Here is a 24,261-nt window from a genome sequence, read left to right on the forward strand (position 1 = left end):
GGTTGGTCTCCATGCCATCCAATTGGTTGGTCACACGGAAAGTCATCCCTTCTAATATAGAGACATATACAAGGGGGATGAACAATGAGTGTAATTATTCACGCCGTGGTACTGGCGTTTGGCCTGATCCTGCCACTTGGCGTGCAGAATGTGTTTATTTTTAACCAGGGGATGAGCCAGCGAAGTTTACTGCGTGCACTTCCGGCAGTAGTGACTGCTGGTATTAGCGATACAATATTAATTGGAGCTGCGGTCGGAGGGGTGTCCCTCATTTTATTGCAGTGGCCGCTGCTCTCCGGTGTGTTGTATGCAGGCGGCAGTGTATTTCTGCTGTATATGGCATGGAGCATATGGAAATCATCCGGAACTTTGAGTGAATCAGCATCCGCGCTCACTGCAGGACGTCAGATTGCCTTCGCCGCTTCCGTATCCCTGCTTAATCCGCATGCACTGCTGGATACAGTAGCTGTCATTGGCACCAGCTCACTTCAGTATGAAGGGATGGACCGGATTGCTTTTGCCATCACGGCAGCGGCGGTTTCGTGGGTATGGTTCCTTGGACTCGCAAGTGCTGGAAGGTGGATGGGAAGAACAGATACCACTGGACGGATCAGTCTGGTCTTCAACCGGTTATCGGCAGTGGTGATGATCGTGATGGCCGCCATGATGATATGGAAACTGATTCATATGTAATGTTTCACGGGAATTTTTGCTGAGAAAAACCCCGCACGATAGCGTGCAGGGTTCATTGTGTTACAGGACGAGCTGCAGCCAGTCATAACATCTGGTCATGCTGCTGTGTATCGTTATTCCGCCTTCAGAATCATGGATTGAATAAAGGACTTCAGTTCCTCACTCACGCTGTTCAGCTGGTCAATAACCTCGCTAAATTCCGTGACGAGTTCAGCCTGCTGCGTACTGGACTGGGAGATGGACGCAATCTCCTGCTCCATCTGGCGGATGGAATACTGCACGTCCTGAAGGGAGCGTTCGATATTCACGGTAGCTTCCTTCGTTCCGGTGGACAGCTTGCGCACTTCGGAGGCCACTACACCGAATCCGGCGCCCGCTTCACCCGCTCGTGCCGCTTCAATAGCTGCGTTGAGGCCGAGTAAATTGGTTTGTTCAGAGACTTCCCGGATAAACGAGGCCACTTTATTAACTTCCGCTGCATTTTGAACGGCGACCTTGGTATTGTCCATAATCTGTGAAGAGGAGGCAGTCAGCTCTTCGGACTGGGCCGCTACAGTTTGAACCATGTCCGTCAGCCTGCCGCTGATGCCACTGATCAATTCGGTGAAATGTCCAAGCTGCTCTTCGTTTTTGAGAGAGAAACCGATGGCCAGCGCACCAACAATATTCCCCGCTTCATCGCGCAGAGGCGTAGCTGTGGAATTAAGGGCCGTTCCGTAATGATGTGCTTCAATGCGATTGGCAGAAGTCTCACCGTTGATCAGGGCACGGCGCAGTGTAGGATCCTCAAGTGAAACCGGGTCACCTGCCTTGATACCGAGGTCAAGATCTTCGCTGGGCACATAATACCAGAATTTCTCGGTGTCGGTTACAGCAATCATCAGATTATGTCCCTTAAGCATGATTTTGAAATATGGACTTGCTGCGACCATGGCTTCAACAATGTTCATCCAGTCAGCTCCTAAGTGCGGTATATTTTTTTGATTTTCATTGACTATACATCGTCCAGATCCCAGAGATTATGAAGAGCTAGAGGGAAATATATATTCAGTTCTTCTTATTGTAACAATTTCAGTAGCAGAAAGGAAAAAGAAGTTCTAATCTATAGTGATCCTCTTAGGGTTCTACGAAAAAAAGCCGCAAAGGATATCTCCTTCACGGCTTCATAACAAGCTAGTAGTGGTAGCACAGCTTTTGTTGAGCTCACTTACCATTCATAATTTCTTCATTCGTTCGTACCCAGTATAGGGTTCAAAAGAAGGCCTACCCGCCGATTTGGGACATGCGCCGTACGGTTGGGGTATGGCTTTGCATTTTTTGCTCCAGCGCAAGCGCCATTTCATGGTTCTTCGGCTTCGTGCCGAGTGCCTTGAGGAAGAGGGCAGCCATCGCATCCGGATCATCAACATAGCGGCGAACATTGTACTCATCCGACCAGTACAGGCAGGCCTTGATGTGTCCGTCTGCCGTCAGGCGCAGCCGGTTGCAATTATCACAGAAGTGATCGCTAACCGGGTGAATCAGTCCGAAGGTTCCCTGTGAACCAGCAATCTTCATGTTGCGGGAAGGACCATTCCCTGCCGGTCCGGATGTGCTCTCTACGGTCCAGCCGGCTTCCGCACACACATCGGTGACGGTTTCCAGCGGGAGGTACGATTTGCGCCATGAATCCGAAGCATGTCCGATGGGCATGTATTCGATAAAACGCACATGAAGCGGTTGATCGATCGTCATCGCAATGAAATCCTTGATTTCATCATCATTGATGCCCTTCATCAGGACCACATTCAGCTTGATTGGCGCAAGTCCAGCAGCCGTTGCAGCTTCGATCCCCTTGAGCACCTTATTGACGTCTCCTCCGCGGGTAATCATGGAGAATCGGTCCGCATGAAGGGAATCGAGACTGATGTTAATCCGGTTTAACCCAGCGTCTTTTAGTGCCTGGGCCTGTTTATCAAGTAATAGCGCATTGGTCGTCAAAGCGATATCCTCAATCCCGTCGATGGCCGAGATCATGCCAACAAGTTTATGCAGATCTTTGCGTACCAGAGGTTCACCGCCAGTCAGCCGCACTTTGCGCATGCCCATCGGGGCGAGCACCTTGAGCACCTGGGTAATTTCTTCGTAACTCATAATTTCATCATGTGGGGCGAACTCCATGCCTTCGGCCGGCATGCAGTACACACAACGCAAATTACAGCGGTCCGTAACGGAAATACGGATGTAGTCATGGATCCTGCCAAACGAATCCTGGAGCATTTCCATGCTGACCACCCTTTCATTGATTCAGATTGGAAAGCTTCTATAAAATGAACGATACGACAACGTCGAAATTCAAAAGAACAGTTGCATCAAATTTTAGCCATTTCTCCAATCCGCGTCAACGATAACGTCAGGTGGCAGCAATTTTTTCGGAATGAGTCAGCTGGAATTGACCCACAATCTGCTGCAAAAATACGGTGATGGCTTCCACGTTATGCGAAGACTGTTGAACATGCATCATGTCACTGAGCAGTGCCATCATCTCGGTCTCCACCTCTGCGGACGTCGAGCGGTTTTTATGACTGATGGCAGCGATATTTTCCATAAGTCTAACAACTTGATCCACGACCTGTGTCCTCTGCGAATCTTCGGCTGACGCACTTTGCAGAAGTTGAGCAGCTGCTTGAACCAGTGTACTGCCTTCAGCAAGCACCTGATCTCCCTCATGAATGGAGCGGGCAGCAGTATCGGCTGCGGTAGTGATATTGTTCAGAATCTGATGGATGACCTCGGTAGAAGAACGGGACAGCTCAGCCAGCTTGCGAATCTCCCCGGCAACGACAGCGAAACCCCGGCCATGCTCCCCGACACGTGCTGCTTCAATGGATGCATTCAGCGCAAGCAGGTTCGTTTGAGCGGATATCTCATCGATGGCCGCCAGTGCACGGTAAATGTCCTGCATGGTCTCCATAAAGGAAAGAATCGTACGGTTGGTATCCTTGACGGTGCCCGAGATCTGCGTCATTTTGCCGCCAATGCGCTCCACTTCCTGACGTGCGACATCAATCTGTTCTGTGGCCGAGGCCTCCAGCTGCTGCAGCGTAAGACGCATATGATCTGCTGCCAACTTGGCTTGATCGAGATCCTCCAGCTGTTCACGTATGCCGTGGATCATGGATCCAATCTTATGATTTACACGTTCGGTCGTAACTTGGGTCGTTTCGGTGGAAGTGCGCATCTGATACTGGTTGTTCATTACATCCACGGTGGCAACCTGTACCTTGAGCATGATGCCTTCGAGCGAGTCAATCATGTTATTGATCCATTTTGCGAGTTCACCGGATTCATCCTGTGCAAAAGCGGATGTATCGAGCCGCTGGGTCAGATCGCCCTGACCTTCCGCGTTGATCCGAATAAACCGGCTGATGCGCCGCAAGTCCTCGTGCACGCGTTGATTGTGTCTCCGCTGCAGCTGATCTGCTGTGACCAAACCCAGAATGATATTAAATGCCGCTAGAGCTGCTGCACTCCAGGCACTTCCTGATAAGGCATATACGAGAGCGGCTCCCCCAATGCCTGACAAACCGATAAACAGGCTGTGCAGCTTGAACTGACGCCAGCCGATACTGCGTACCCGGTATACTTCCTCCAAATCACCTTCGCACATCATGCCCCATCGATCGGGACAGTGGGGGAGCTGGAAGGTGATGCCTTTGCCAATAACAGAGATGTGACGATAATCGGAATAGCCCGGATAGGCTGCAAACAGATTCGACCCGTTACGAATGGTATTAGCAACGCCAGGATGCAGCTCCCCAGTGGAAGGGTCGGTGAACATCAACTCCAGTTCGGTATGCTCTTTGACGGATACAATCCCCCAATGGGTTGTGACACCATCCTTGAGATTTTCGCCATGTGTAAATGTATGATCCTCAAATCGGCTGCGAGACAGAGCTGTACCTGGCTGCAGATGCGGGCGCAGTTTCGACTCGGCCATGAAGAGATAATTGTCTCCCGAATCGGGATAGACATGTCCGGACTCCCGTTGGATCAAGTCCCCGAGTACATCATTGGGGATTCGGCAGCACAGTGAACCGATGTAGCGGCCTTCCTGCAGCAGGGGTTCAATGAACATGAGCGTGACATCATCATGAAAAGAGGAGGAGCGGGGCCCGATCTCCATGGTCACTGGATCCGAATAGGGTCCATAGAGACATCTTTTCCCGGTTGCATCTGCTCTGGCATATTTCAAGCCTGGACCAATGGAAGCTTCGTTATCTTCATAGATCTGTCCAATATGTTTTTTATATGTAGAAAATATAACCTGATTCTGTTCGTCCAACATAAAAATCTCTGTGCTATCTGCTGCCCGGATGTACGCTGCTTTGAAGCATGCATCCCATTTGCTGCTATTTTGTACGATGTGTGCTGTGTCCAGAAGTTCTGCAGACTGGATCTGATGCACGAATTGATCCATATGTCGCCACTGTTCATCTGCCCAATCCAGTAGAAGCTGCCGCCTGGTTTCGGCAATTCCCTCAAAAATCTGCTCCACATCATTCTTGATATGTGCGTTCAACCGATACGACCGCCATAACGGCCACCCTTTTCTCCAGCCAAGCCAATCAAACATACAGACCACCCCGATCTTTGAAGTTGAAAGCTTAATTGCACAGCCCTTTCCTGATAAAACGATATGGATTCTGTCATTTCCCAAAGAAGTAGTATTCCTATCTTTTCCATATAAAACGTTATACAAGAAAAACGACAAGAATACGAGGGTATATGTCAAATTTTCCGAATATTTATTCAATAAATACAAAGAAACATGCGCTTTTTAAGGAGGACAGGTATGCGAAGGACCTATATTATAGGTCTTAATGTACTGGGATCCGTACCCAGTTCTATACACAGGCTTGAATAAGCCATTTATAAAGAACATTGAAATACAGGCTATATATGAATATCGAATAACGTGGTGTCAGATAAACCATCCATGGGCTGACATCATTCTGAATGAGAATTTGTCTCATTTTACACTGTGTAACATGAACAGGCCCATACTCAAAACAGTCTGTATAATGTAATCTCCGCCCAATGATTTATAGTATTACCTAACCAGAAAAACCTGTTACGTTCGTGAACGCAAACCTTCCATTCGGCCTTGGTGTGAAATGAAACCTAACTTCCCCGCGAAAAGGAGAATGCCCATGTCATCCTTGAACGTCCCCGAAGCTCGCCACATTGAAATTGATCATGTATCTGTCGTGTTTGGTACTGGAACCAAACAGGTCACCGCACTGTCTGATGTAACGTTCCATATCCAGTCCAATGAATTCGTCTCACTGCTTGGTCCCTCAGGCTGTGGCAAGTCAACATTGCTCAGGATCATCGCCGATCTGCTGCAGCCGACTTCAGGCAGCATTCGGATTGCAGGATCAGAACCTGAAAAGGCGCGCCTGCAGCGACAATTCGGTATCGTATTCCAGACGCCAGCCCTGTTTGATTGGCGCACGGTACGTCACAATGTAGAGCTGCCGCTGGAGATTCTGGGCACAAGCAAAAAAGAATGCCGCCGCATCAGCAGTGAGCTGCTTGAGATGGTCGGGCTCACCCGATTTGCTGACCACTATCCTTGGCAGCTCAGTGGAGGCATGCAGCAGCGGGTATCCATTGCCCGTGCGCTCTCGCTGGATCCGCCGCTGCTGCTGATGGATGAGCCGTTCTCCGCGCTGGATGAATTCACGAAAGAGAAGCTTCAACTGGAACTGCTTGAGATCAAGCGGTCCACGGGCAAAACCTTCCTCTTTGTCACACACAGTATCCCCGAAGCCGTATTCCTGTCAGATCGCATTATTGTCCTCTCGGCACATCCCGGGCAAGTACATTCCATTCACTCTGTGGCACTGCCTTCGGATCGAACCAATGAACTGAGAGAGACCGAAGACTTCTACCACATGCTGACCACCATTCGCAATTGTTTTCATGAGGAGCGTGATCCGGGCCATGTCCCTGCGCTCACTTAAACTGGATTACCGATCCTGGATCGTGATATGGATTCTATCCCTATTGCTGCTGTGGGAGGGGATAGCTTGGATTCTCCACATGTGGATGTCACCGCAGCAGGCTGCATCCCGCCTGCCATACCTTCATGACGTTCTCGCCGCACTGGTTCGCTACTCAGGCACTCTCGCTGAGCAGGGGGCAGTGACGTTCGGCAATGCAGCGATTGGATTCGCAGGAGGAGCAATGCTGGGGCTGATGCTGGCGCTTCTAATGAGTGCGGCCATCTGGCTGGAACGGACATTGTCTCCCTATGTTATCTCCTCGCAGATGATCCCAATTATCGGTCTCGCACCGATTGTATACGGCATTATTCATCATGCCGAGTGGGCCAGGATTGTCATGGCGGCTTATGTTACATTCTTCCCCATTGTCATTCACACGCTAAAAGGGTTAAAGAGCGCCGCACCGGAGCATCTGGAGCTGATGCGTTCGTGCGGAGCCTCGCTGCCGGCCAGATATATCAAATGCCTGCTGCCTTCAGCTCTGCCAGGACTGTTCTCCGGGATGAAAATCGCTGCCCCGCTAGCGGTCACTTCTTCCATCGTTGTTGAACTGATGGGTGCACCCGATGGACTCGGTGTCCTGATGGTCAGTTCCTTGTATTATGGCAGTGCTCAAGTCGGCATGTTCTGGGCTACGATCATGCTTAGCATCGGCATTGGTCTAATCTCGTATCTGGTCATCAGCCTGGCCGAACGCTGGTTAACGCCTTGGCAGCCCGAATTCAGAGCGAAGGGAGGGAACGCGGTATGAGCGAAGGGGTAATGGTGAACCGCAGCCGGGAGGAGAATGGAACAGCTGCGGTGTCCGGCTCTGCGTCTCTGCCCGGTTCAGCTATGGCTGCTGCTGTCCCCGGCTCGGAAATTCAGGGGCAGCAGGGACAAGCAGAACAGGAACGGCCGGTAGGTACTGCGCGGAGTAAACGGGTCGTTCTACATTTGCTCCCCTGGCTGGCCGGCCTATGTTTTATCGCCATGTGGCAGTTCCGGTTGTTTCATCAATTATTCTCACTGGAAAGTTACCAGCTTCCTGTACCTTCAGCCATTGCAGCATCCATCCGGGATAATGCAGAAATGCTCTTTCGATATGCCCTATATAGTGGAACGGAAATGCTTGGAGGTTTCCTGCTGGGTTCCCTTCTGGGGGCGGTTGCAGCCGCAGGTGCCTCGTTCTTCCCCATCAGCGGCAAGGCAGGGATCGCGGTGATGTCGGCTCTTAACGCAGTGCCGATTGTTGCACTGGCACCCATCATGAACAACTGGTTTGGGGACGGCATCTGGTCACGGATTGCCGTAGTGGCCGTCATTACGATGGCAGCCATGGCAGTCAGTCTGTTCAAAGGGCTCACTTCCATACAGCCGCAGTACAGTGAGCTGCTGGACGGACTCGCTGCAAGCCGTATGCAGGTGTTCATGAAGCTGCGTTTGCCACACGCCATGCCGTCCCTCTTTGCCGGACTGAAGATCAACATGTCCACCAGTATTATCGGTGCCATTGTGGGCGAATTTTTTATCGCTTCCCAAGGACTTGGATATCTGCTGTCGGATCAGATTCGACTCGCCAACATGCCGCTAGCCTGGTCTTGTATCGTCATCGCCGCCGCTCTCGGCATCGTGCTCTATGAAGCCGTTGTACTGGCGGAGAAGCGGCTCATTCCATGGAACCGTGTGCGCGCTAACGCATAACCCTCACCATCGTGCGGGAATACCACAGATCCGCTGCTGTACCTGATTGAATTCTTATATAAACAGGGGGTTGTTTGTATATGTACAAAACGTTGAAATCGGATTTGATGGTCGTTATGTTGATGCTTGCGGTTGCCTTGCTGGCAGCATGTTCCGCGAAGACGGAACCGTCTGCCGAACCTGCTGCTGCAAGTTCAGGAGGAGAGGCGGAGCAGTCCTTAACCAAAGTGAAAATTCAGCTTAAATGGGTTCCGCAGGCCCAGTTCGCCGGAATTTATGCCGCGAAGGAACAAGGTTTTTTTGAAGATGAAGGCATTGATGCAGAGATTATTCCGGGTGGCCCGGATATCGTCATTGAACAGCAGGTGGTCAACGGCGCAGCCGATGTCGGCATCACGGGGGTAGACAGTCTGCTGGTGAGCCGCGACAACGGCCTGCCGCTGGTCTCCCTTGCCCAGATTTCACAGAAGAGCAGCTATCGCCTGATCGCCAAGAAGTCAGCAGGAATAACTGATCCGGCCCAGATGAAAGGCAAAAAGGTAAGCACATGGTTCGGCAGCCAGCAGTTTCAGGTCCTCGCTTTTATGGAGAAGAACGGACTTGATCCGAAGAAGGATATTGAGCTGGTGAAGCAGGGGTTTACGATGGATCAGTTTTTCAATGACCAGGTAGATGTCGCGACAGCAACCATATATAACGAATATCACGTCGTGCTGGAGAGCGGCGTACAGGAGTCCGATCTGGATGTGTTCAACATTGAGGAAGCTGGCGTAGGCATGCTGGAAGATACATTGATCGCGAAGAAGGACTGGGTCGATGGCAACCGAGATCTTGCCGTTAAAGTCACCCGTGCCATTCTGAAAGGCTGGAACTATGCCATCGACAACCAGGAGGAAACGGTGGATATCGTCATGAGCAATGTGACCGACGGCAGTACGACCCGTGAGCATCAGGTTACGATGCTGGAAGAGATTGCGAAGCTGATTCGTCCGGAAGGGTTTACGGAGCAGCAGGTTGGCAGTTTTGTGGATGAATCGTTTGCCCGTACAGCAGATATTGCACTGAATTATGGATTGATCAAGAAGGCAGCCAATCTGGATGAAGCACTGGAGAAGAGCATTTACGAAGAAGCGGTGAAATAAGGCAGTCGAAGGAGGATGGCGAATGAGCTCCGTGGATCAGCAACCTCAGCCGCTTGGCGGTACCAAGGAAGAATGGCTGGAGAAAGACCGCAAATATGTGTGGCATCACATCTCGCCTCATAATGATCATCCAATGATAGCGGTCAGCGGGGAAGGCAGCTGGATCACGGATCAAGATGGTACGCGGTATCTTGATGCCATGTCTGGCTTATGGTGCGTGAATGTGGGGCATGGACGGGAGGAGATTGCGAAAAGCGCATATGAGCAGATGAAATCACTCGCTTATGTGCCGATGACCCAGAGCCACGAGCCGGCGATTTTGCTGGCAGAGAAGCTGAATGAATGGCTGGAGGGAGACTATCGAATCTTTTTCTCCAATTCCGGGTCGGATGCCAATGAGGTGGCGTTCAAAATAGCCCGTCAGTTTCATCACCAAAATGGTGAGCCAACCAGACACAAGTTCATCTCCCGTCACCGGGCTTATCATGGCAACTCCATGGGCGCACTCGGTGCCACCGGGCAAGCTGCCCGCAAGATCAAGTACGAGCCGCTGGGCGTGGGCTTCTCCCATGTCCCACCTCCGTATTGCTACCGCTGTCCGTTTGGACGGAACAAGGAGGGCTGTGGACTGGAGTGTGCAACCATCTATGAGGAGGTCATCCGCTGGGAAGGCCCCGAGACCGTGGCCGCGGTGATCATGGAACCGGTGATTACGGGGGGCGGCATGATTGTCCCGCCTCCGGACTACATGCGTACAGTGAAGGAGATCTGTGATCGTTATGGTGTACTGCTGATCGTGGATGAAGTGATCTGCGGGTTCGGTCGTTCCGGCCAGAAGTTCGGACACCAGAATTACGGGGTGCAGCCGGATATAGTCACCATGGCCAAGGGGATGACCAGCGCGTACGCTCCATTATCGGCTACAGCCGTGCGAGCGGATCTGTATGATACGTTCCGGGAACCCGGATCGGATGCTCACTTTCGTCATGTGAACACCTTCGGCGGCAATCCGGTATCCTGCCGGGTAGCACTGGCCAACATCGAAATCCTGGAGCGTGAAAATCTGGTGGAGCGTGCGGATGAACTGGGGCGAGTCCTTCGTGAGAAGCTGGAGCCGCTGCAGGAGCTGCCTGTGGTCGGAGATGTTCGAATGTTTGGATTCGCCTGCGGCATCGAGCTTATAGAAGCGGACGGCTCTCCGGCTGATGCAGGGAAGGTGGCACACGTGCTGGCCAGTTGTAAGAGAGACGGCATTCTTATCGGTAAAAACGGGGACACGGTACCTGGCTTCGCCAACATTTTGACGATATCACCGCCCTTTGTCACCACGGCGGATGAGCTGGAGCTGATTGCGGAAAGTTTGCTTAAGGCACTGCGGAGTGTGGAGGCAGGATAGTGGATGGATAGTTAATCACAGAAATGTACTCTTTTGAAAATAGAACACATGGAGGCGAGGGAAGATGCAGACCACAACCGGAATAGGCATTAACCATCTTCGGCTGAATGAACGAATTGAACAATTGTCCCGTATTGGACGAATCGGAGAGACGGGCGTTTGCCGGCTGGCCCTCACCCCTGAAGATATGGAAGGCATTATCCAGGTGCGTCTCTGGATGGAAGAAGCCGGATTGGTGACCCGTCTGGATCCATTCGGGAATCTGATTGGCCGCCTGGAAGGTGCTGATCCTGCGCAGCCCATCTTGATGATCGGCTCGCATATTGATTCACAGCCTTATGGCGGTCGGTATGATGGTGCGATTGGTGTCCTGGGGGCCCTGGAAGCTGTGCAGTGCCTGATGGAAAGTGCCATTCAGCCTCCGATGCCAATTGAGGTCGTAGCTTTTTGCGATGAAGAGGGTTCCCGATTCAACAAAGGCCTGTTCGGCTCCCGGGGAATGACCGGGCAGTTGGAAGAGGGAGAACTGGAGCGGCAGGACAGAAATGGGGTGACACGCCGGGAGGCGCTGGAAGCCTTCGGTTGCTCAGTAGAGAAATTCGCCGAAGGAATCTATGCGCCTGGTTCCATCGGCAGCTATCTGGAGCTGCACATCGAACAGGGCCCTGTGCTGGAATCGCTGGAAGCCCCGGTGGGACTGGTCACGGGCATCTCCGGTCCGTTATGGCTCACGGTTACGATCAAGGGCATGGCAGGGCATGCCGGTTCGGTACCGATGGCGATGCGGCATGATGCGCTCGTGGGCAGTGCCAGAGTCATTGCAGCGTTTGACGACATGGTTAGAGCAGATCCGGCTGCACCCACGGTTGGTACGGTGGGCAGTCTGAGGGTGTTCCCCGACTCGCGCAACATCATCCCTGAGGAAGTCAGCTTCACCTTGGACTTGCGCGATATGGAGATGGAACGCCGCAACCAGCTTGAAGCCCGGCTGATGAATGTGCTTGCTGAAGTATGCAGTCAGCATGGGCTCACCTATTCCGTGGCTGAAGATACCAATAGTGAACCGCGCTACTGTGCGGAACGAATCAAGGCAGCCATTCGCTCGTCTGCAGAGGAGATGGACTTGTCCTTGCCGGAGCTCATGAGTGGTCCGTTCCATGATGCACTGGCGCTATCTTATGTATGCGCCTATGGCATGATTTTTGTCCGCAGCAAGGATGGGATCAGCCATCATCCGAGTGAGTATTCCTCCCCGGAGGACATTGCGCTGGGAACGGAGGTATTATATCGCACGATTCGGCAGATGTGCAGTCAGCTGCCTGCTGACATCGAATCGGAGGACTGATCCACCTTTTTTGATATGAAAAAGGAAGCGATGAACGATCGGATTTATCTCTAATACATCCTAATCTGGGTAGAAGGAGGCGCTACAGGCGTATGGGGAAAATCAATATAGGCCTGATTCAGGCTTCGCATGAAGTGGAAGGATCGGCCCCGGTTGAAGAGCACAAGGAGGCTGCCATCCAGAAGCATATCACCCTGGTCCGTGAGGCTGCAGCACGAGGAGCACAGATTATCGGACTGCAGGAGGTCTTCTATGGACCCTACTTTTGCACCGAACAAAATCCCAAATGGTACGCATCTGCCGAACCGGTGCCGGAGGGACCGACAACCAGGCGTTTTCAGACGCTTGCGAAGGAACTGGGCGTCGTGATCATTTTGCCTGTGTACGAGGTGGAAGGCATTGCTTCGTATTACAATACGGCTGCCGTGATTGATGCCGATGGCTCCTATCTGGGCAAATACCGCAAGCATCATATCCCGCATGTGGAAGCAGGCGAGGGTACGAACGGCTTCTGGGAAAAATATTATTTCAGGCCCGGGAATCTCGGATACCCGGTATTTGATACAGCTTACGCCAGAGTAGGCGTGTACATCTGCTACGATCGGCACTTTCCGGAAGGAGCCCGTCTGCTCGGACTCGCCGGAGCTGAGATTGTGTTCAATCCGTCAGCCACGGTGGCGGGTACATCGGAATATCTGTGGAAATTGGAACAGCCTGCCCACGCTGTTGCCAACGGCTATTACGTAGCTGCCATTAACCGGGTAGGCGTGGAGGCGCCTTGGAATATGGGTGAATTTTACGGTCAGTCGTATCTGGTGGACCCGCGCGGACGGATGGTTGCCATGGGCAGCAGGGATCAGGATGAGATTGTCATCGGCGAGATGGATACCGAAATCATCCGTGAAGTGCGCAATGTGTGGCAATTTTACCGGGATCGGCGCCCGGAGACGTATGAGCATCTGGTTAACCTGTAACTGGCATTTGAAAGGTTGCATTCAAAAATAAACCGGACCCTAATTCAATCCCTAGGAGGTGCATGTTCATGATAAACAGCACGGGAGCAGCGTTATCCGATTATGGATGGGAGAGCCGTTTTGCCGAGATGAAACCCGCCATGACAGGCAAGGAAGCGATGGAGGAATCCAACCGCTGTCTGTACTGTTATGATGCACCTTGCATCAAGGCGTGCCCAACGGACATCAATATCCCTTCGTTTATCCGGAAAATCTCGACAGGTCATCTGAAAGGCTCGGCCCGAACCATTATGGATGCCAATCCGGTAGGAGCCAGCTGTGCAAGAGTCTGTCCAACCGAGGAGTTGTGCGAAGGCGCCTGTGTACTGAACGAATCGTCGAAGCCCATTCGCATCGGTGATCTGCAGCGATATGCCACGGATTGGGCACGGGCGGCCAATGAACCTTTGTTTCAGGCAGCCCCCTCCAATGGCCGTTCCATCGCTGTTGTTGGCGCCGGGCCTGCCGGCTTGTCCGCAGCCAGAGAGCTTGGCCGTGCAGGGTATGAGGTGACGATCTATGAAGCGAAGCCCAAGGGTGGTGGATTAAATACGTACGGGATCGTCTCCTTTCGTTTACCGCAAGAAGTGTCCCTGTGGGAAGTGGAGCAGGTTGAAGCGCTGGGAGTAAACATCCGGTACGGTGTACGCATAGGCGTGGATCTGTCTCCTGCACAACTGCTGGAACAGCATGAAGCTGTCATTCTGGCTTGTGGAATGGGTTCCGTTCCGATGCTTGGGATCGAAGGAGAGAGCTTGGAAGGGGTGTACGATGCCATTGAACTGGTGGAATCCACGAAACAGGGCGTACCGCCTGCGCTGAATGGTCTGAGAGTAGCCGTCATAGGTGCGGGCAACACGGCAGTGGATGCAGCCACCTGCTCGGTACGTCTGGGAGCAGAACGTGTGCAGATGCTCTATCGGCGCGGAGAGGTTCAGATGACGGCCTATGCATTTGAATATGCGTTTGCGAAACAGGAAGGGGTAGAGTTCCGCTGGTTTACGATGCCGCAGCGCATCATTGGCGATGAGAATGGGCGAGTCCGGGCTGTGGAGTGTGTGAAAATGGAGCTGGTCACACCGCCAGGAGGCGGGCGTGCATTACCCGTGCCCCAAGAAGGAACGGAGTTCCTAATTGAATGTGACACCGTCGTCCGGGCGATCGGACAGAACCGGCTGCTGCCTCTCATTGAAGCCTTCGGTCTGCGTCATCAATGGGGTGTTGTCGAGGTGGAGCAGCAGTCCTACCGAACCTCTCATCCGCAGATCTATGCGGCAGGGGATGTGATTTTCGGCCAGGGGCAAGGCGAGGCCATGGTTGTCTCGGCTGCCCAGCAGGGGAAGCTGGCTGCAGCAGCACTGATGAAGGCACTGCCTGGACAGGTGGAGGAGACGGCTTGAGGTGAGCTTGTGCTTCGTATGCTGTTCAGACCATGAAGCCATCGAGTGCAAAGCAAGACCATAGATGCAAACAACACCAAGGAGGGATCGTTATGGCTGACTTATCCATAAATCTGGCAGGTATTCGATCACCCAATCCATTCTGGCTGGCATCCGCGCCGCCGACGAATACGGGATATCAGGTGCAGCGCGCCTTCGAGGCAGGCTGGGGAGGTGCGGTGTGGAAGACGCTGGGTGAACCGATCATTAACACGTCATCCCGTTTTGCCGCTGTACATTTCGGCGGACAGCGGGTAGCGGGCTTCAACAATATTGAGCTGATCTCCGATCGTCCACTGGAGGTCAATCTGCGGGAGATTGCCGAAACCAAGAAGCGCTTCCCGGATCGGGCGGTCATTGCCTCACTGATGGTGGAACCGAAGCGGGAGAAGTGGCATGAGATTGTCAAAAAGGTAGAAGCGGTCGGGGTGGATGGTCTGGAGCTGAATTTTGGCTGCCCCCATGGGATGGCTGAACGCGGCATGGGGGCCGCTTCCGGTCAGCAGCCGGATCTGGTTGAGCTGCAGACGATGTGGGTGAAGGAAGTCGCGACGACCCCCGTGATCGTGAAGCTGACACCGAATATTACGGATATTACGGCAACGGCCCGGGCCGCAGTGCGCGGTGGTGCGGATGCCATTTCTCTTATCAACACTATTAACTCTCTGGCAGGGGTGGATCTGGATTCGTGGAATACCGTGCCCCATGTAGGCGGCAAAGGTGCCCATGGCGGCTATTGCGGACCAGCCGTGAAGCCGATTGCCCTCAACATGGTGGCCGAATGTGCCCGCCATCCTGAAGTGGGCGTGCCCATCTCGGGCATTGGCGGCATATCCGATTGGCGGGATACGGCGGAGTTTTTGCTCATGGGAGCGACAGGCGTCCAAGTGTGCACGGCAGCGATGCATCATGGTTTTCGCATCGTGGAGGATATGATCGATGGGCTGAATGATTATTTGGATGAGAAGGGCCTGAGCAGTGTGGCGGAACTTGTGGGTCAGACGGTCCCCCGATACTCGGACTGGGGTAATCTGGATCTCAATTACAAAGTGGTCGCCCGCATCAACCGTGATGTCTGTATTAACTGCAACAAGTGCCATATCGCTTGTGAGGATACATCGCACCAGTGTATTGATATGCTGAACGATCCTTCCGGCGCCTATCTGGAAGTAGTCGAGGAAGATTGTGTGGGCTGTAACCTATGCTCGATTGTATGTCCGGTGGACGGGGCTATTGAAATGGTCGAGGTAGCACCTGAACAGACTCCATTAACCTGGAATGAACGTCAATCTGCGATTGCTGTGCTGCAATCGATTAGAGATCAATCAACCAAGGAGGCGATATCATGAGTGGGCGCAAACTGATTCAACATGGCGTATTGGTCACGGCAGCAGACACATTTGAAGCAGATATACTCATTGAGAACGGGAAAATCACGCAGATTGGCATGGGCATGGTGGCGGATGACCGAACGGAGATCGTGGATGCCTCCGGCTGTTATGTCATTCCCGGCGGTATTGATCCGCATACACATCTGGATATGCCTTTTGGCGGGACAGTGACCGCGGATGATTTTGCAACGGGTACCGCAGCGGCAGGGTTTGGCGGAACAACGACAATTCTTGATTTCTGTCTGACCCAGAAGGGCAAACCGCTCACCGAATCCCTGAAGGAATGGCATGCGAAGGCCAAGGGGAAGGCTGCCATCGACTATGGATTTCATCTGATGATCGGAGAGATGAATGACCAGGTATTGGAGGAGCTGCCGCAGGTCATTGAGGAAGAAGGGGTGTCTTCCTTCAAAGTGTTCATGGCCTATAAAAACCAGTTCCAGGCTGATGATGGCATCCTCTATCAGACGCTGCAAAAGGCCAAGGAGTACGGTGCACTGGTCATGGTGCATGCCGAGAACGGCGATGTCATCGATCTGCTTGTGCGACAGGCGCTCGCTGACGGGCGGACCGATCCGATCCATCACGCCCTTACCCGTCCTTCCATCCTGGAAGGAGAGGCGACAGGACGCGCTGCACGTCTCGCTGCCCTTGCGGATTCACAGCTGTATGTCGTGCATGTGACGTGTGCCGAAGCCGTAGAGCAGATTGCACGCATGCGTGACATGGGCTACCGGATCTGGGGTGAGACATGTCCGCAGTATCTGACGCTGGATCAGTCCATCATGGATCAGCCTGATTTTGAAGGGGCGAAGTATGTCTGGTCCCCTCCTCTGCGGGAAGCCTCCCATCAGGAGGTGTTGTGGAACGCACTGAAGAGCGGCCAGTTGCAGACGATTGGGTCCGATCACTGCTCATTTAATTTCAAGGGACAAAAGGATCTAGGAAAGAATGACTTTAGCAAAATACCTAATGGTGGGCCAGTTATTGAGGACCGGCTTAGCATTTTATACTCGGAGGGAGTTGCCAAGGGACGCATTTCATTGAATCAATGGGTAGATCTGTGTTCTACCCGGGCGAGCAAGCTGTTTGGGATGTTTCCGCAGAAAGGGACGCTTGCAGTCGGTACCGATGCGGATATCGTTATTTTTGATCCGTCCATTTCCCGAGAGATATCGGCGAGTACACATCATATGAATGTGGATTATAGCGCCTTCGAAGGCATGCAGGTACAGGGATGTCCCGTTACCGTGCTGTGCCGGGGGGAGTATGTCATTAAGGATCGTCAGTTTGCAGGTGTGGCAGGATCGGGCCAGTATGTGAAGCGTGCCAAATACGATGAAGGTGCCCCCATGCCTGGGCGGCAGGCAGTTACGACAGTGACGGGAGGTTGAGGCGAATGATGGAGAATGAAGCATTTGAAGCGGAGAAAGTGGCGATCGAACGAATGGTTGCGCTGGGATATCGAATCTATTCGGTTCAGGAGCATCTGGAGGGTGCCAGTGTCGTATGGGAACATCCCGAGCATCCGGGCGAAATGAAAGAGCAGCATGTGGGTACAGCGTCCGGACGAAAGTGGTTCGTCCACTTTCTGATCCGGCAGCTTCAGGAACAGCGGGGGGCATAGTCCTCTTGCCATTTATGCAATTGGACCATGAACGTATTCATAAGCGTAGATGGCGAGTTCGATAGCGACGCGTTTCTCGGGGAGGATATAGTCTTCTCCGAGCAAAGCTTCGATTTTGTCGAGCCGGTGATAGAGGGTCTGTCTGACAATGAATAGGGTAGTAGCGGTCTCCTGTTTGGAGCAGCACAGCACAAAATACTGCTTGAGTGTGCGCAGCAGTTGGCCGCCTTTCTCTGCATCATGCCGGATGATGGGGCCGAGGTATTCCTCAATAAAATCCTCCAGATTACCGCTCTGCTTCATCCCGGCGATGATGCGGTAACCGTGGAGATTGCTGTAAAACGGCTGCTGCATGGGTCCGGTATCCTTTTGAATGCGCAGCGTTTCCTTGGCCGTATCCAGGCTGTCCTTGAGTCGTGACAAATCGGCACAGCTGTGACCAATGCCCAGCAGACCGGAGAACAGACGATGGGTCTGGTCCGTTTCGTGTTGCTGTAGCTGCTCTATGCAGCGCCAGAGATGGCTTTTGCGCTGAGGACCTGGCTGAGGATCGAGGATGATCAGGATGATCTGATGATTCAATACCGTGCTGAAAAGGGAGAACCCTTCCCGGGAGAATACAGAGCGGGCGACGATATTGCGCTGTATAAGCAGCTTCTGCAGCTTGAGGCTGTCGGTATAACTCGGGTTACTGTCAAACAAAACGACGGTGCCTTTGCTGGCACCAAGCAGAGGGCTGGCGGACAGGTACTCTTGAATTTCCTTGGCCGTGTGATGTCCGTTCAGCCAGTCGATGACCCACATGTCTTCCTTGTAACGACGCTTCTCCTCCATGTATTTGGTTCGCATCCAGTCCTGTGCAATAGCAGCCGCGCAGCGCTCCAGCGCCTGAATGACAAATTCATCAGTAGGCTTGTGACGCAGTGACTCAAGCTCCTGTTCAGGAAGTTTCTCCAGGAAAAGTACCAGGTCCGCGAAGGTGTAATCGAGCGCCTGAACAGGCAGGGTATAGGCATCCATGGGTTGCTCCAAACGATGGGAATAGCTTGATTGTCCTGACTCAGATGAATGGTTGCGCTGGGTTAACCAAGCCATTCTACGGATCTCCAATTGCTCTGGGGGACAATAAGGAACTGCACTGGCTTCCCCCTCAAGTGGGTATAATGCAACCGGGCAGCCGGTTGTGCGTGATAACAAGCGAAGCAGCGGCTGTACGCCGTCTCCGTTTAGCAGGAGCTGGTTGAACGAGGTAGTCAGATTATCGAGTTCAGCGAGCATTCGCTGATGATTGCGAATCAGGGCGAAGTGCAGATCTTGTGTAATATCAATATAGCGGACTTGTTCATGGAACCAGATCAGTGGAAAGTCATCTGCTGCTGCGATTTCCTTCATCGCTCCAAGTTGTGACTTGGTGTGAATCCCCAGTTCGATACAGAGTCCAGCCGCTCCACGGGCAATTAACTGCCGCAGGAAAGACAAACCTTGCTGCTCATCAGCCTGCCAGCCGATGCCGGTGGTCAGTACCAGTTCTCCTCCGTTTAACAGATCGCCCACATCCGGTACCTCCATAATATGGACCCAACGGACATACCTCTCCAGTGCACGTTCACTGGCCAGTACCTCTGCCTTGCGAAATACAGGCCGTTTCAACATGTCTCTCATCTGAAGTTGGAGCGTCGTTTCCCCCATACAATCACCGTCCTTCCCCAATTGCATGCCGATTGCAATCCCGCCTCATGATGCGGGTTTCTGAAGAGCGTCTGTTATGTTGTGATGTACGAGCTGGATGACCTGTCTAAAATCCGTTAACTTACATAATTAAGCTATATTATAAGTCCGTTTACCGATGATGGGCTGAAAACTAACGCTGATTTGTTTTACATCACAAACTAGACTCCTTTTTTTGTAATCTGGAATAATCCAGGTTCGGATTGGTGTCGTTTTACCTGACATTTAGGGAGGGAGCCCCTTAATGGACAAACCAAAAAACCTCCTGATCTCATTGAAATGGACAGTCATTCCAATGGAGAACCAGGAGGTTTTTTATTTTTCTGTATTGCTCATTATGAACCGAAGTTCAAGTGAGCAGCTTAATCTTCGATTCTTTTCTTCTTGAATTTCATCAGGAATTCATACACGATCGGCACAATAACCAGGGTAAGCAGCGTAGAACTGATCAGACCGCCGATAACGGTAATACCCAGGCCTTTCGAGATGATTCCCGCACTTTCTTCCAGTCCAGTAACGAGTGGCAGCAGGGCGCCAATCGTTGCAAGTGCAGTCATCAGGATTGGACGCAGACGTGTTGCTCCTGCTTCAAGCAAGGCTTCACGCGTAGACATGCCGTCTTTCTCCATGTGAATGACACGGTCGATCAGGACGATGGCATTGGTGACTACGATCCCGATCAGCATCAGTCCACCCATCATGGCAGAGACGTCAATGGTGCCGCCAGCCAGGAACAGACCTACCATGATACCAATAACGGTAAACGGCAGGGAGAACAGGATGGCGAATGGTGCGAGACCGCCGCCAAATGTAACGACAAGTACAAAGTATACAATGGCGATGGCTGCCAGCATGGCAAGACCGAGTTGGGTAAAGGTATCATTGATTTGCTCGGTTGTACCGCCGAATTTCACCTCAACGCCATCAGGCAGGTCCAGCTTGTCGATGTTATCCTGCAGGGTTTGTGAAGCCTTCTGCACATCGGAAGCCAGGATGGTCGCCGAAACTTGGGCAACGACCTTGCCGTCAATGCGCATAATCGAGTTCGGAGAAGTACCTTCTTCAACGTTTGCAACATCCTTGATCGGTACTTGGATGCCGAGCGGAGAAGTCACTGTCTCATTTTCAATGTCGGTGATGCTGTCGAATGTCTTTTGATCTGTCTCGACATACACTTTATAGGTTTTGTTATCAATATCCACTTCCGTCAGCACCGGACGTTCCTGTACAGGGCTCAGTGCCATAGCCAATTGGCCTGCAGTCAGACCGAGCGAGCTCAGCTTTTCCTGATCCGCAACAAGGGTGTATTGACCATACGTGTCAGAGAGCGTGGTGTCTGCTTTTTCGAAGTTTTCGGTATCGGCTTCAACCAGCTTGAACACTTCATCCGTGACAGGCTTGAGCTGTTCCACATTGTCGCCGTAGATGGAGATGCTCAGGCTGCTGCCTCCCAGACCGCCGGACATATCCAGCTCACTCCAGGTACCTACGGGAACTTCTTTCCGCAAACCTTCTACAAGCTGTTCCTTCACTTGGCTGAAATCTTTGGTATCTTCATTGTATTCGATATAGAAGAGTGCCGAGTTCGAGCTTCCTCCACCCATGCTGCTCAGTGGATTACTGCCGCCGATGGAATACTGCATTTTCTCCAGGCCAGGCTGCTTCAGCAAATATTTTTCAGCAGCAAGCGCTTCTTTTTCAACGTCTTCACGCAGGGAGCCGGTTTCCGGGCTGTATGTGATCGTCACATATTTGTCCTGCTGTTCTGGCAAGAAGCTTGCACCGATGAACGGATACAGGAACAAACTGCCGACGAGCAAGACCACGGCGATGCCGACGGTAATGATTTTGTGCGAAAGTGTCCAGTTCAGCAGGCGTTTGTAACCCTCAGCCATCTTCCCTGGTTTTTCCTCATGATTTTGCTTGTTCTTCAGGCCTTTGCGGAACAGGGTATGAGCCAGCATCGGAACGATGGTGATAGCCACGAGCAAGGATGCCAGCAGCGCAAATACCATGGTTAATGCAAATGGCATGAAGAGCTCGCCTACCATGCCGCTAACGAGTGCGAGTGGCAGGAACACGGCGATGGTTACAATCGTGGAAGAGAGGATCGGAATGAACATTTCACGGGTTGCTTCCCGGATCAGTTCACGGCCTTTCAGTTTCTCTCCTTTGAGCGTCAATCTGCGATAGATGTTCTCGATTACAACGATGGAGTCATCCACGACCCGTCCAATGGCAACGGTCATGGCGCCCAGTGTCATCATGTTCAGTGTGATGTCCATGAGCAGGAGCGCAGTCAATGCCATGAGCAAGGAGAGCGGAATCGAGATAATCGAGATAATGGTTGAACGAATATTGCGCAGGAACAACAGGATAATCAGGATGGCAAACAGGGCACCAAAGACCGCTTTGCCAAGCATCGTATTGACGGAATCCTGAATCGGCTTACCTTGGTCAAGCAATACCGTCAGTTGTGCGTTTTTGAATTGCGACTGCAATTCTTCCGCTTTGTCTTTAACGGCATTCACGACATCCACGGTATTGGCGTCATTGGATTTCACGATGGAGATACCAATGGACTCCATGCCATCTGTCCGTGAAATGGATTCGGCCTGACCGATGACCTCAATGTTCGCGATTTCGCTTAATTTTACCGTAGGAATTCCTGCTGCATTGGCAGCACCGGAAGCACTGCCTGCACTTGCATTTCCACCCGCGGATGGTGCGGCAGACGGGGTCGATCCCTGTGCGGCATTTGGAGCTGCTGCTTGGCCTACAGCACCGCCTGCTTGAGCAGATGGATCTGCTGCTGCACCTGCACCGCTAGGCACCACAGGAATAGCAAGGTTCTTCAGGTCATCGAGATCAATGATGTTACCATCAACTACAACAGCTTTCTGTGCTTCGTCCAGTTCGAACAATCCAAGTGGAACGCGGACAGAGGAACCTTGAACGATGCCGTTAACGGTATCTTCTGTCAGGCCGAGTTCATTCATTTTGTCCTGGTTGAACTTCAGTTGAACTTCCTTGACATACTGACCGGAAACCTGTACTTGGGCTACACCGTCGATATCTTCGAGTGCAGGCTGAATATCGGATTCAACGAGTCTGGTCAACTGCTCCAGATCTCCGCCGTCCTTATCGGACAGGCTCAGTGAGACAACCGGGAATGAATTGATGCTGAATTTGGAAATGGTCGGTTTCTGTACACCGTCCGGAAGCTGCACTTCATTTAGCGCCTCGCGAACAGCTGCAGTAGCGTTGTTCAGATCGGTTCCATAATCAAATTCCAGTGTGATGGAAGCAGCATTCTCCATAGAAGTGGAAGTAAGTGTCTTGATTCCCTCCACATTGCGCAGAGTCTGTTCCAGCGGCTTGGTCACATCTTCTACGATAGCTTCTGGAGCCGCTCCGGGATCAATCGCCGTGACACTTAGAAATGGCACATTGATGTTCGGGATGGTTTCCTGTTTCATCGTCAGTCCGCTGTACAAGCCAGCGAAGGAAATGATAATGGTCAGAATCCAGATCGCGAACTTGTTGTTCAGTGAAAAATTAATGATTCCTTTCATACGATGGTCTCTTCTCCTCTCTGTTCTCCCTGTTTCTATTTGTTTGACGAGTCAGCCTGGATGAACCGGCTATACATGGCATCCAGAATGTGCTGAAGCTCGGAGTGCAACGATTCAATGGCTGGAATGTTCTCCAGGTTGTGCATCATGCCCAGGATAATCGCCCTGCGCGGCGTGAATTCCATCATTTCCTGCTTGAGAATGGCGATGGTTTCTAACGCATCGTTTCGGGATTGTCCTGCGGACAGATCGGTAGTAACGATATCCTGCATCTGTTTGATGATGTGAATGGGATGACGCATCATGGTGGAATCCGATTTGGATTCGCTGGTCCATGCCGGCCAGTTTTCCAAGCTGATCAAAGGCTCAGGTCGCTGATCCAGCAAACCGTACGCTGCATAATCCATCGTTTGCAGCAGATTCGCGGCCATTTTGGATACGGTAAGGGAAGGCATCTCCGTAAACCAGATCTTGACGTAGGACAGGAAAAGGCCGTGCGTCAGCAAAATAAGATCCACAGTATAGGGCTCAATCTCGGGACCGTACAGATCCTCCAGCTTATCCTTGAACCAGTGCAGGGTTCGGATCTCCATATCCCTGTGATGCGGGTCGCATTTCCTGCCGGGATGCTGCTGCTCATCATCCATCATCATGCTGCGCAGCTGCACCCGAAGGAATTCTTTTAATTCGGATACATGAAGGAGCAGCGTCTCAATCTGCTTGTGCAGGCGTTCTCGTGATGTGAGGCCAGCCTCATGTTCAATCTGTGACATCTCATCCAGCAGGGTATAGATGCAGTACTCCATCGTACTGGCTTCCAATTCCTCTTTGGATTTGAAAATCAGGTAGAGGCTTCCCTTGGACATGCCGCATAGCTCCGCAATTTCCTGCATGGACGTTGCAGCGCTGCCTTTGGCAGAAAACAGCTTGAGAGCTGTCGTTATAATGAGTTTTTTCTTCTCATTCATTTCATGAATTGGGTTCATTAACGATACCTTCACCTCATCTGCGGAACTTATGAGTTCTTGAATTGACTTTAGGGTCAGAACAAGTATAAACGAAGTGGAAGGGCGAATTCAAATGGTAGGGAATTGGTAATTCAAACAATCAGAGTAGTCCCGTTTTTCAAGAAGGAGAGAGAGTGCCTATTTACATTATATACCAAAAAGGCGACTTCCA

At 52.0% G+C, this 24,261-nt stretch carries 18 protein-coding genes; 12 read left to right on the top strand and 6 right to left on the bottom strand.

Annotated elements, in window-relative coordinates:
* The first annotated feature begins 84 nt into the window (after window positions 1–84).
* Window positions 85–693, top strand: a complete 609-nt coding sequence (locus CHI14_RS21685) for a LysE/ArgO family amino acid transporter (protein WP_095291139.1) — start codon at window positions 85–87, stop codon at window positions 691–693.
* A 113-nt stretch (window positions 694–806) separates the two neighbouring features.
* On the opposite strand, the gene CHI14_RS30715 is transcribed toward CHI14_RS21685, so the two are convergent.
* The 3 genes from CHI14_RS30715 to CHI14_RS21700 all read right to left on the bottom strand — a co-directional run bounded on the left by CHI14_RS30715 (window position 807) and on the right by CHI14_RS21700 (window position 5,308).
* On the bottom strand, window positions 807–1,643 hold the full coding sequence (locus CHI14_RS30715; protein ID WP_095291140.1) for a methyl-accepting chemotaxis protein: 837 nt from the start codon (window positions 1,641–1,643) through the stop codon (window positions 807–809).
* A gap of 313 nt (window positions 1,644–1,956) precedes the next feature.
* Entirely contained in the window at window positions 1,957–2,958 is a 1,002-nt protein-coding gene (moaA, locus tag CHI14_RS21695) for a GTP 3',8-cyclase MoaA (protein ID WP_095291142.1), read from the bottom strand.
* Between the two features lie 127 nt (window positions 2,959–3,085).
* On the bottom strand, window positions 3,086–5,308 hold the full coding sequence (locus tag CHI14_RS21700; RefSeq protein WP_095291143.1) for a methyl-accepting chemotaxis protein: 2,223 nt from the start codon (window positions 5,306–5,308) through the stop codon (window positions 3,086–3,088).
* Window positions 5,309–5,885: 577 nt separating this feature from the next.
* Between CHI14_RS21700 and CHI14_RS21710 the strand changes: the two genes are divergently transcribed.
* From CHI14_RS21710 to CHI14_RS21760, 11 genes are all read left to right on the top strand, one after another.
* Window positions 5,886–6,701, top strand: coding sequence for an ABC transporter ATP-binding protein (locus tag CHI14_RS21710; protein ID WP_349290394.1), 816 nt, complete (start codon window positions 5,886–5,888; stop codon window positions 6,699–6,701).
* The gene (locus CHI14_RS21715) at window positions 6,682–7,494 is read left to right on the top strand and encodes an ABC transporter permease (protein ID WP_095291148.1); all 813 of its coding nucleotides are present in this window, start codon (window positions 6,682–6,684) and stop codon (window positions 7,492–7,494) included. Before CHI14_RS21710 ends, CHI14_RS21715 begins: the two co-directional genes overlap by 20 nt.
* Window positions 7,491–8,426 carry an ABC transporter permease gene (locus CHI14_RS21720; RefSeq protein ID WP_249281199.1) on the top strand — a complete coding sequence of 312 codons (936 nt, stop codon included), beginning with the start codon at window positions 7,491–7,493 and terminating at the stop codon, window positions 8,424–8,426. Before CHI14_RS21715 ends, CHI14_RS21720 begins: the two co-directional genes overlap by 4 nt.
* 80 nt (window positions 8,427–8,506) lie before the next feature.
* Window positions 8,507–9,568, top strand: a complete 1,062-nt coding sequence (locus CHI14_RS21725; RefSeq protein WP_095291150.1) for an ABC transporter substrate-binding protein — start codon at window positions 8,507–8,509, stop codon at window positions 9,566–9,568.
* Between the two features lie 22 nt (window positions 9,569–9,590).
* Entirely contained in the window at window positions 9,591–10,964 is a 1,374-nt protein-coding gene (locus tag CHI14_RS21730; protein ID WP_095291152.1) for an aspartate aminotransferase family protein, read from the top strand.
* A gap of 64 nt (window positions 10,965–11,028) precedes the next feature.
* The gene (locus tag CHI14_RS21735; protein ID WP_095291154.1) at window positions 11,029–12,309 is read left to right on the top strand and encodes a M20 family metallo-hydrolase; all 1,281 of its coding nucleotides are present in this window, start codon (window positions 11,029–11,031) and stop codon (window positions 12,307–12,309) included.
* Between the two features lie 92 nt (window positions 12,310–12,401).
* Window positions 12,402–13,283 (top strand): nitrilase-related carbon-nitrogen hydrolase, encoded by an 882-nt coding sequence (locus tag CHI14_RS21740; RefSeq protein ID WP_095291155.1) that lies wholly within the window; start codon window positions 12,402–12,404, stop codon window positions 13,281–13,283.
* A gap of 68 nt (window positions 13,284–13,351) precedes the next feature.
* Window positions 13,352–14,722 (top strand): NAD(P)-dependent oxidoreductase, encoded by a 1,371-nt coding sequence (locus CHI14_RS21745; RefSeq protein WP_095291157.1) that lies wholly within the window; start codon window positions 13,352–13,354, stop codon window positions 14,720–14,722.
* Window positions 14,723–14,814: 92 nt separating this feature from the next.
* Complete coding sequence (preA, locus tag CHI14_RS21750; RefSeq protein ID WP_095291159.1) at window positions 14,815–16,110, top strand: NAD-dependent dihydropyrimidine dehydrogenase subunit PreA; 1,296 nt, start codon at window positions 14,815–14,817, stop codon at window positions 16,108–16,110.
* Entirely contained in the window at window positions 16,107–17,546 is a 1,440-nt protein-coding gene (gene hydA, locus CHI14_RS21755; protein ID WP_095291161.1) for a dihydropyrimidinase, read from the top strand. Before preA ends, hydA begins: the two co-directional genes overlap by 4 nt.
* Window positions 17,547–17,551: 5 nt before the next feature.
* Window positions 17,552–17,779 (top strand): hypothetical protein, encoded by a 228-nt coding sequence (locus tag CHI14_RS21760; protein ID WP_095291162.1) that lies wholly within the window; start codon window positions 17,552–17,554, stop codon window positions 17,777–17,779.
* A gap of 12 nt (window positions 17,780–17,791) precedes the next feature.
* Here the strand turns inward: CHI14_RS21760 and CHI14_RS21765 are convergent, their stop codons facing one another.
* From CHI14_RS21765 to CHI14_RS21775, 3 genes are all read right to left on the bottom strand, one after another.
* Window positions 17,792–19,468: a PucR family transcriptional regulator gene (locus CHI14_RS21765; RefSeq protein WP_095291164.1), complete on the bottom strand. Its 1,677-nt coding sequence runs from the start codon at window positions 19,466–19,468 to the stop codon at window positions 17,792–17,794.
* Window positions 19,469–19,869: 401 nt separating this feature from the next.
* Window positions 19,870–23,082, bottom strand: a complete 3,213-nt coding sequence (locus tag CHI14_RS21770) for an efflux RND transporter permease subunit (protein ID WP_095291166.1) — start codon at window positions 23,080–23,082, stop codon at window positions 19,870–19,872.
* 35 nt (window positions 23,083–23,117) lie between these two features.
* Window positions 23,118–24,050, bottom strand: coding sequence for a TetR/AcrR family transcriptional regulator (locus CHI14_RS21775; protein ID WP_170948220.1), 933 nt, complete (start codon window positions 24,048–24,050; stop codon window positions 23,118–23,120).
* Window positions 24,051–24,261: the final 211 nt, after the last annotated feature.

The organism is Paenibacillus sp. 7516, assembly GCF_002272715.1.
In the GTDB taxonomy this organism is placed as follows: Bacteria; Bacillota; Bacilli; order Paenibacillales; family Paenibacillaceae; genus Paenibacillus; species Paenibacillus illinoisensis_A.

Bases quoted from the DNA above. Each gene is read 5' to 3' on its own strand.
- CHI14_RS21685 (WP_095291139.1), top strand. From the start codon at position 85: ATGAGTGTAATTATTCACGCCGTGGTACTGGCGTTTGGCCTGATCCTG.
- CHI14_RS30715 (WP_095291140.1), bottom strand. From the start codon at position 1,643: ATGAACATTGTTGAAGCCATGGTCGCAGCAAGTCCATATTTCAAAATC.
- moaA (WP_095291142.1), bottom strand. From the start codon at position 2,958: ATGGAAATGCTCCAGGATTCGTTTGGCAGGATCCATGACTACATCCGT.
- CHI14_RS21700 (WP_095291143.1), bottom strand. From the start codon at position 5,308: ATGTTTGATTGGCTTGGCTGGAGAAAAGGGTGGCCGTTATGGCGGTCG.
- CHI14_RS21710 (WP_349290394.1), top strand. From the start codon at position 5,886: ATGTCATCCTTGAACGTCCCCGAAGCTCGCCACATTGAAATTGATCAT.
- CHI14_RS21715 (WP_095291148.1), top strand. From the start codon at position 6,682: ATGTCCCTGCGCTCACTTAAACTGGATTACCGATCCTGGATCGTGATA.
- CHI14_RS21720 (WP_249281199.1), top strand. From the start codon at position 7,491: ATGAGCGAAGGGGTAATGGTGAACCGCAGCCGGGAGGAGAATGGAACA.
- CHI14_RS21725 (WP_095291150.1), top strand. From the start codon at position 8,507: ATGTACAAAACGTTGAAATCGGATTTGATGGTCGTTATGTTGATGCTT.
- CHI14_RS21730 (WP_095291152.1), top strand. From the start codon at position 9,591: ATGAGCTCCGTGGATCAGCAACCTCAGCCGCTTGGCGGTACCAAGGAA.
- CHI14_RS21735 (WP_095291154.1), top strand. From the start codon at position 11,029: ATGCAGACCACAACCGGAATAGGCATTAACCATCTTCGGCTGAATGAA.
- CHI14_RS21740 (WP_095291155.1), top strand. From the start codon at position 12,402: ATGGGGAAAATCAATATAGGCCTGATTCAGGCTTCGCATGAAGTGGAA.
- CHI14_RS21745 (WP_095291157.1), top strand. From the start codon at position 13,352: ATGATAAACAGCACGGGAGCAGCGTTATCCGATTATGGATGGGAGAGC.
- preA (WP_095291159.1), top strand. From the start codon at position 14,815: ATGGCTGACTTATCCATAAATCTGGCAGGTATTCGATCACCCAATCCA.
- hydA (WP_095291161.1), top strand. From the start codon at position 16,107: ATGAGTGGGCGCAAACTGATTCAACATGGCGTATTGGTCACGGCAGCA.
- CHI14_RS21760 (WP_095291162.1), top strand. From the start codon at position 17,552: ATGATGGAGAATGAAGCATTTGAAGCGGAGAAAGTGGCGATCGAACGA.
- CHI14_RS21765 (WP_095291164.1), bottom strand. From the start codon at position 19,468: ATGGGGGAAACGACGCTCCAACTTCAGATGAGAGACATGTTGAAACGG.
- CHI14_RS21770 (WP_095291166.1), bottom strand. From the start codon at position 23,082: ATGAAAGGAATCATTAATTTTTCACTGAACAACAAGTTCGCGATCTGG.
- CHI14_RS21775 (WP_170948220.1), bottom strand. From the start codon at position 24,050: ATGAATGAGAAGAAAAAACTCATTATAACGACAGCTCTCAAGCTGTTT.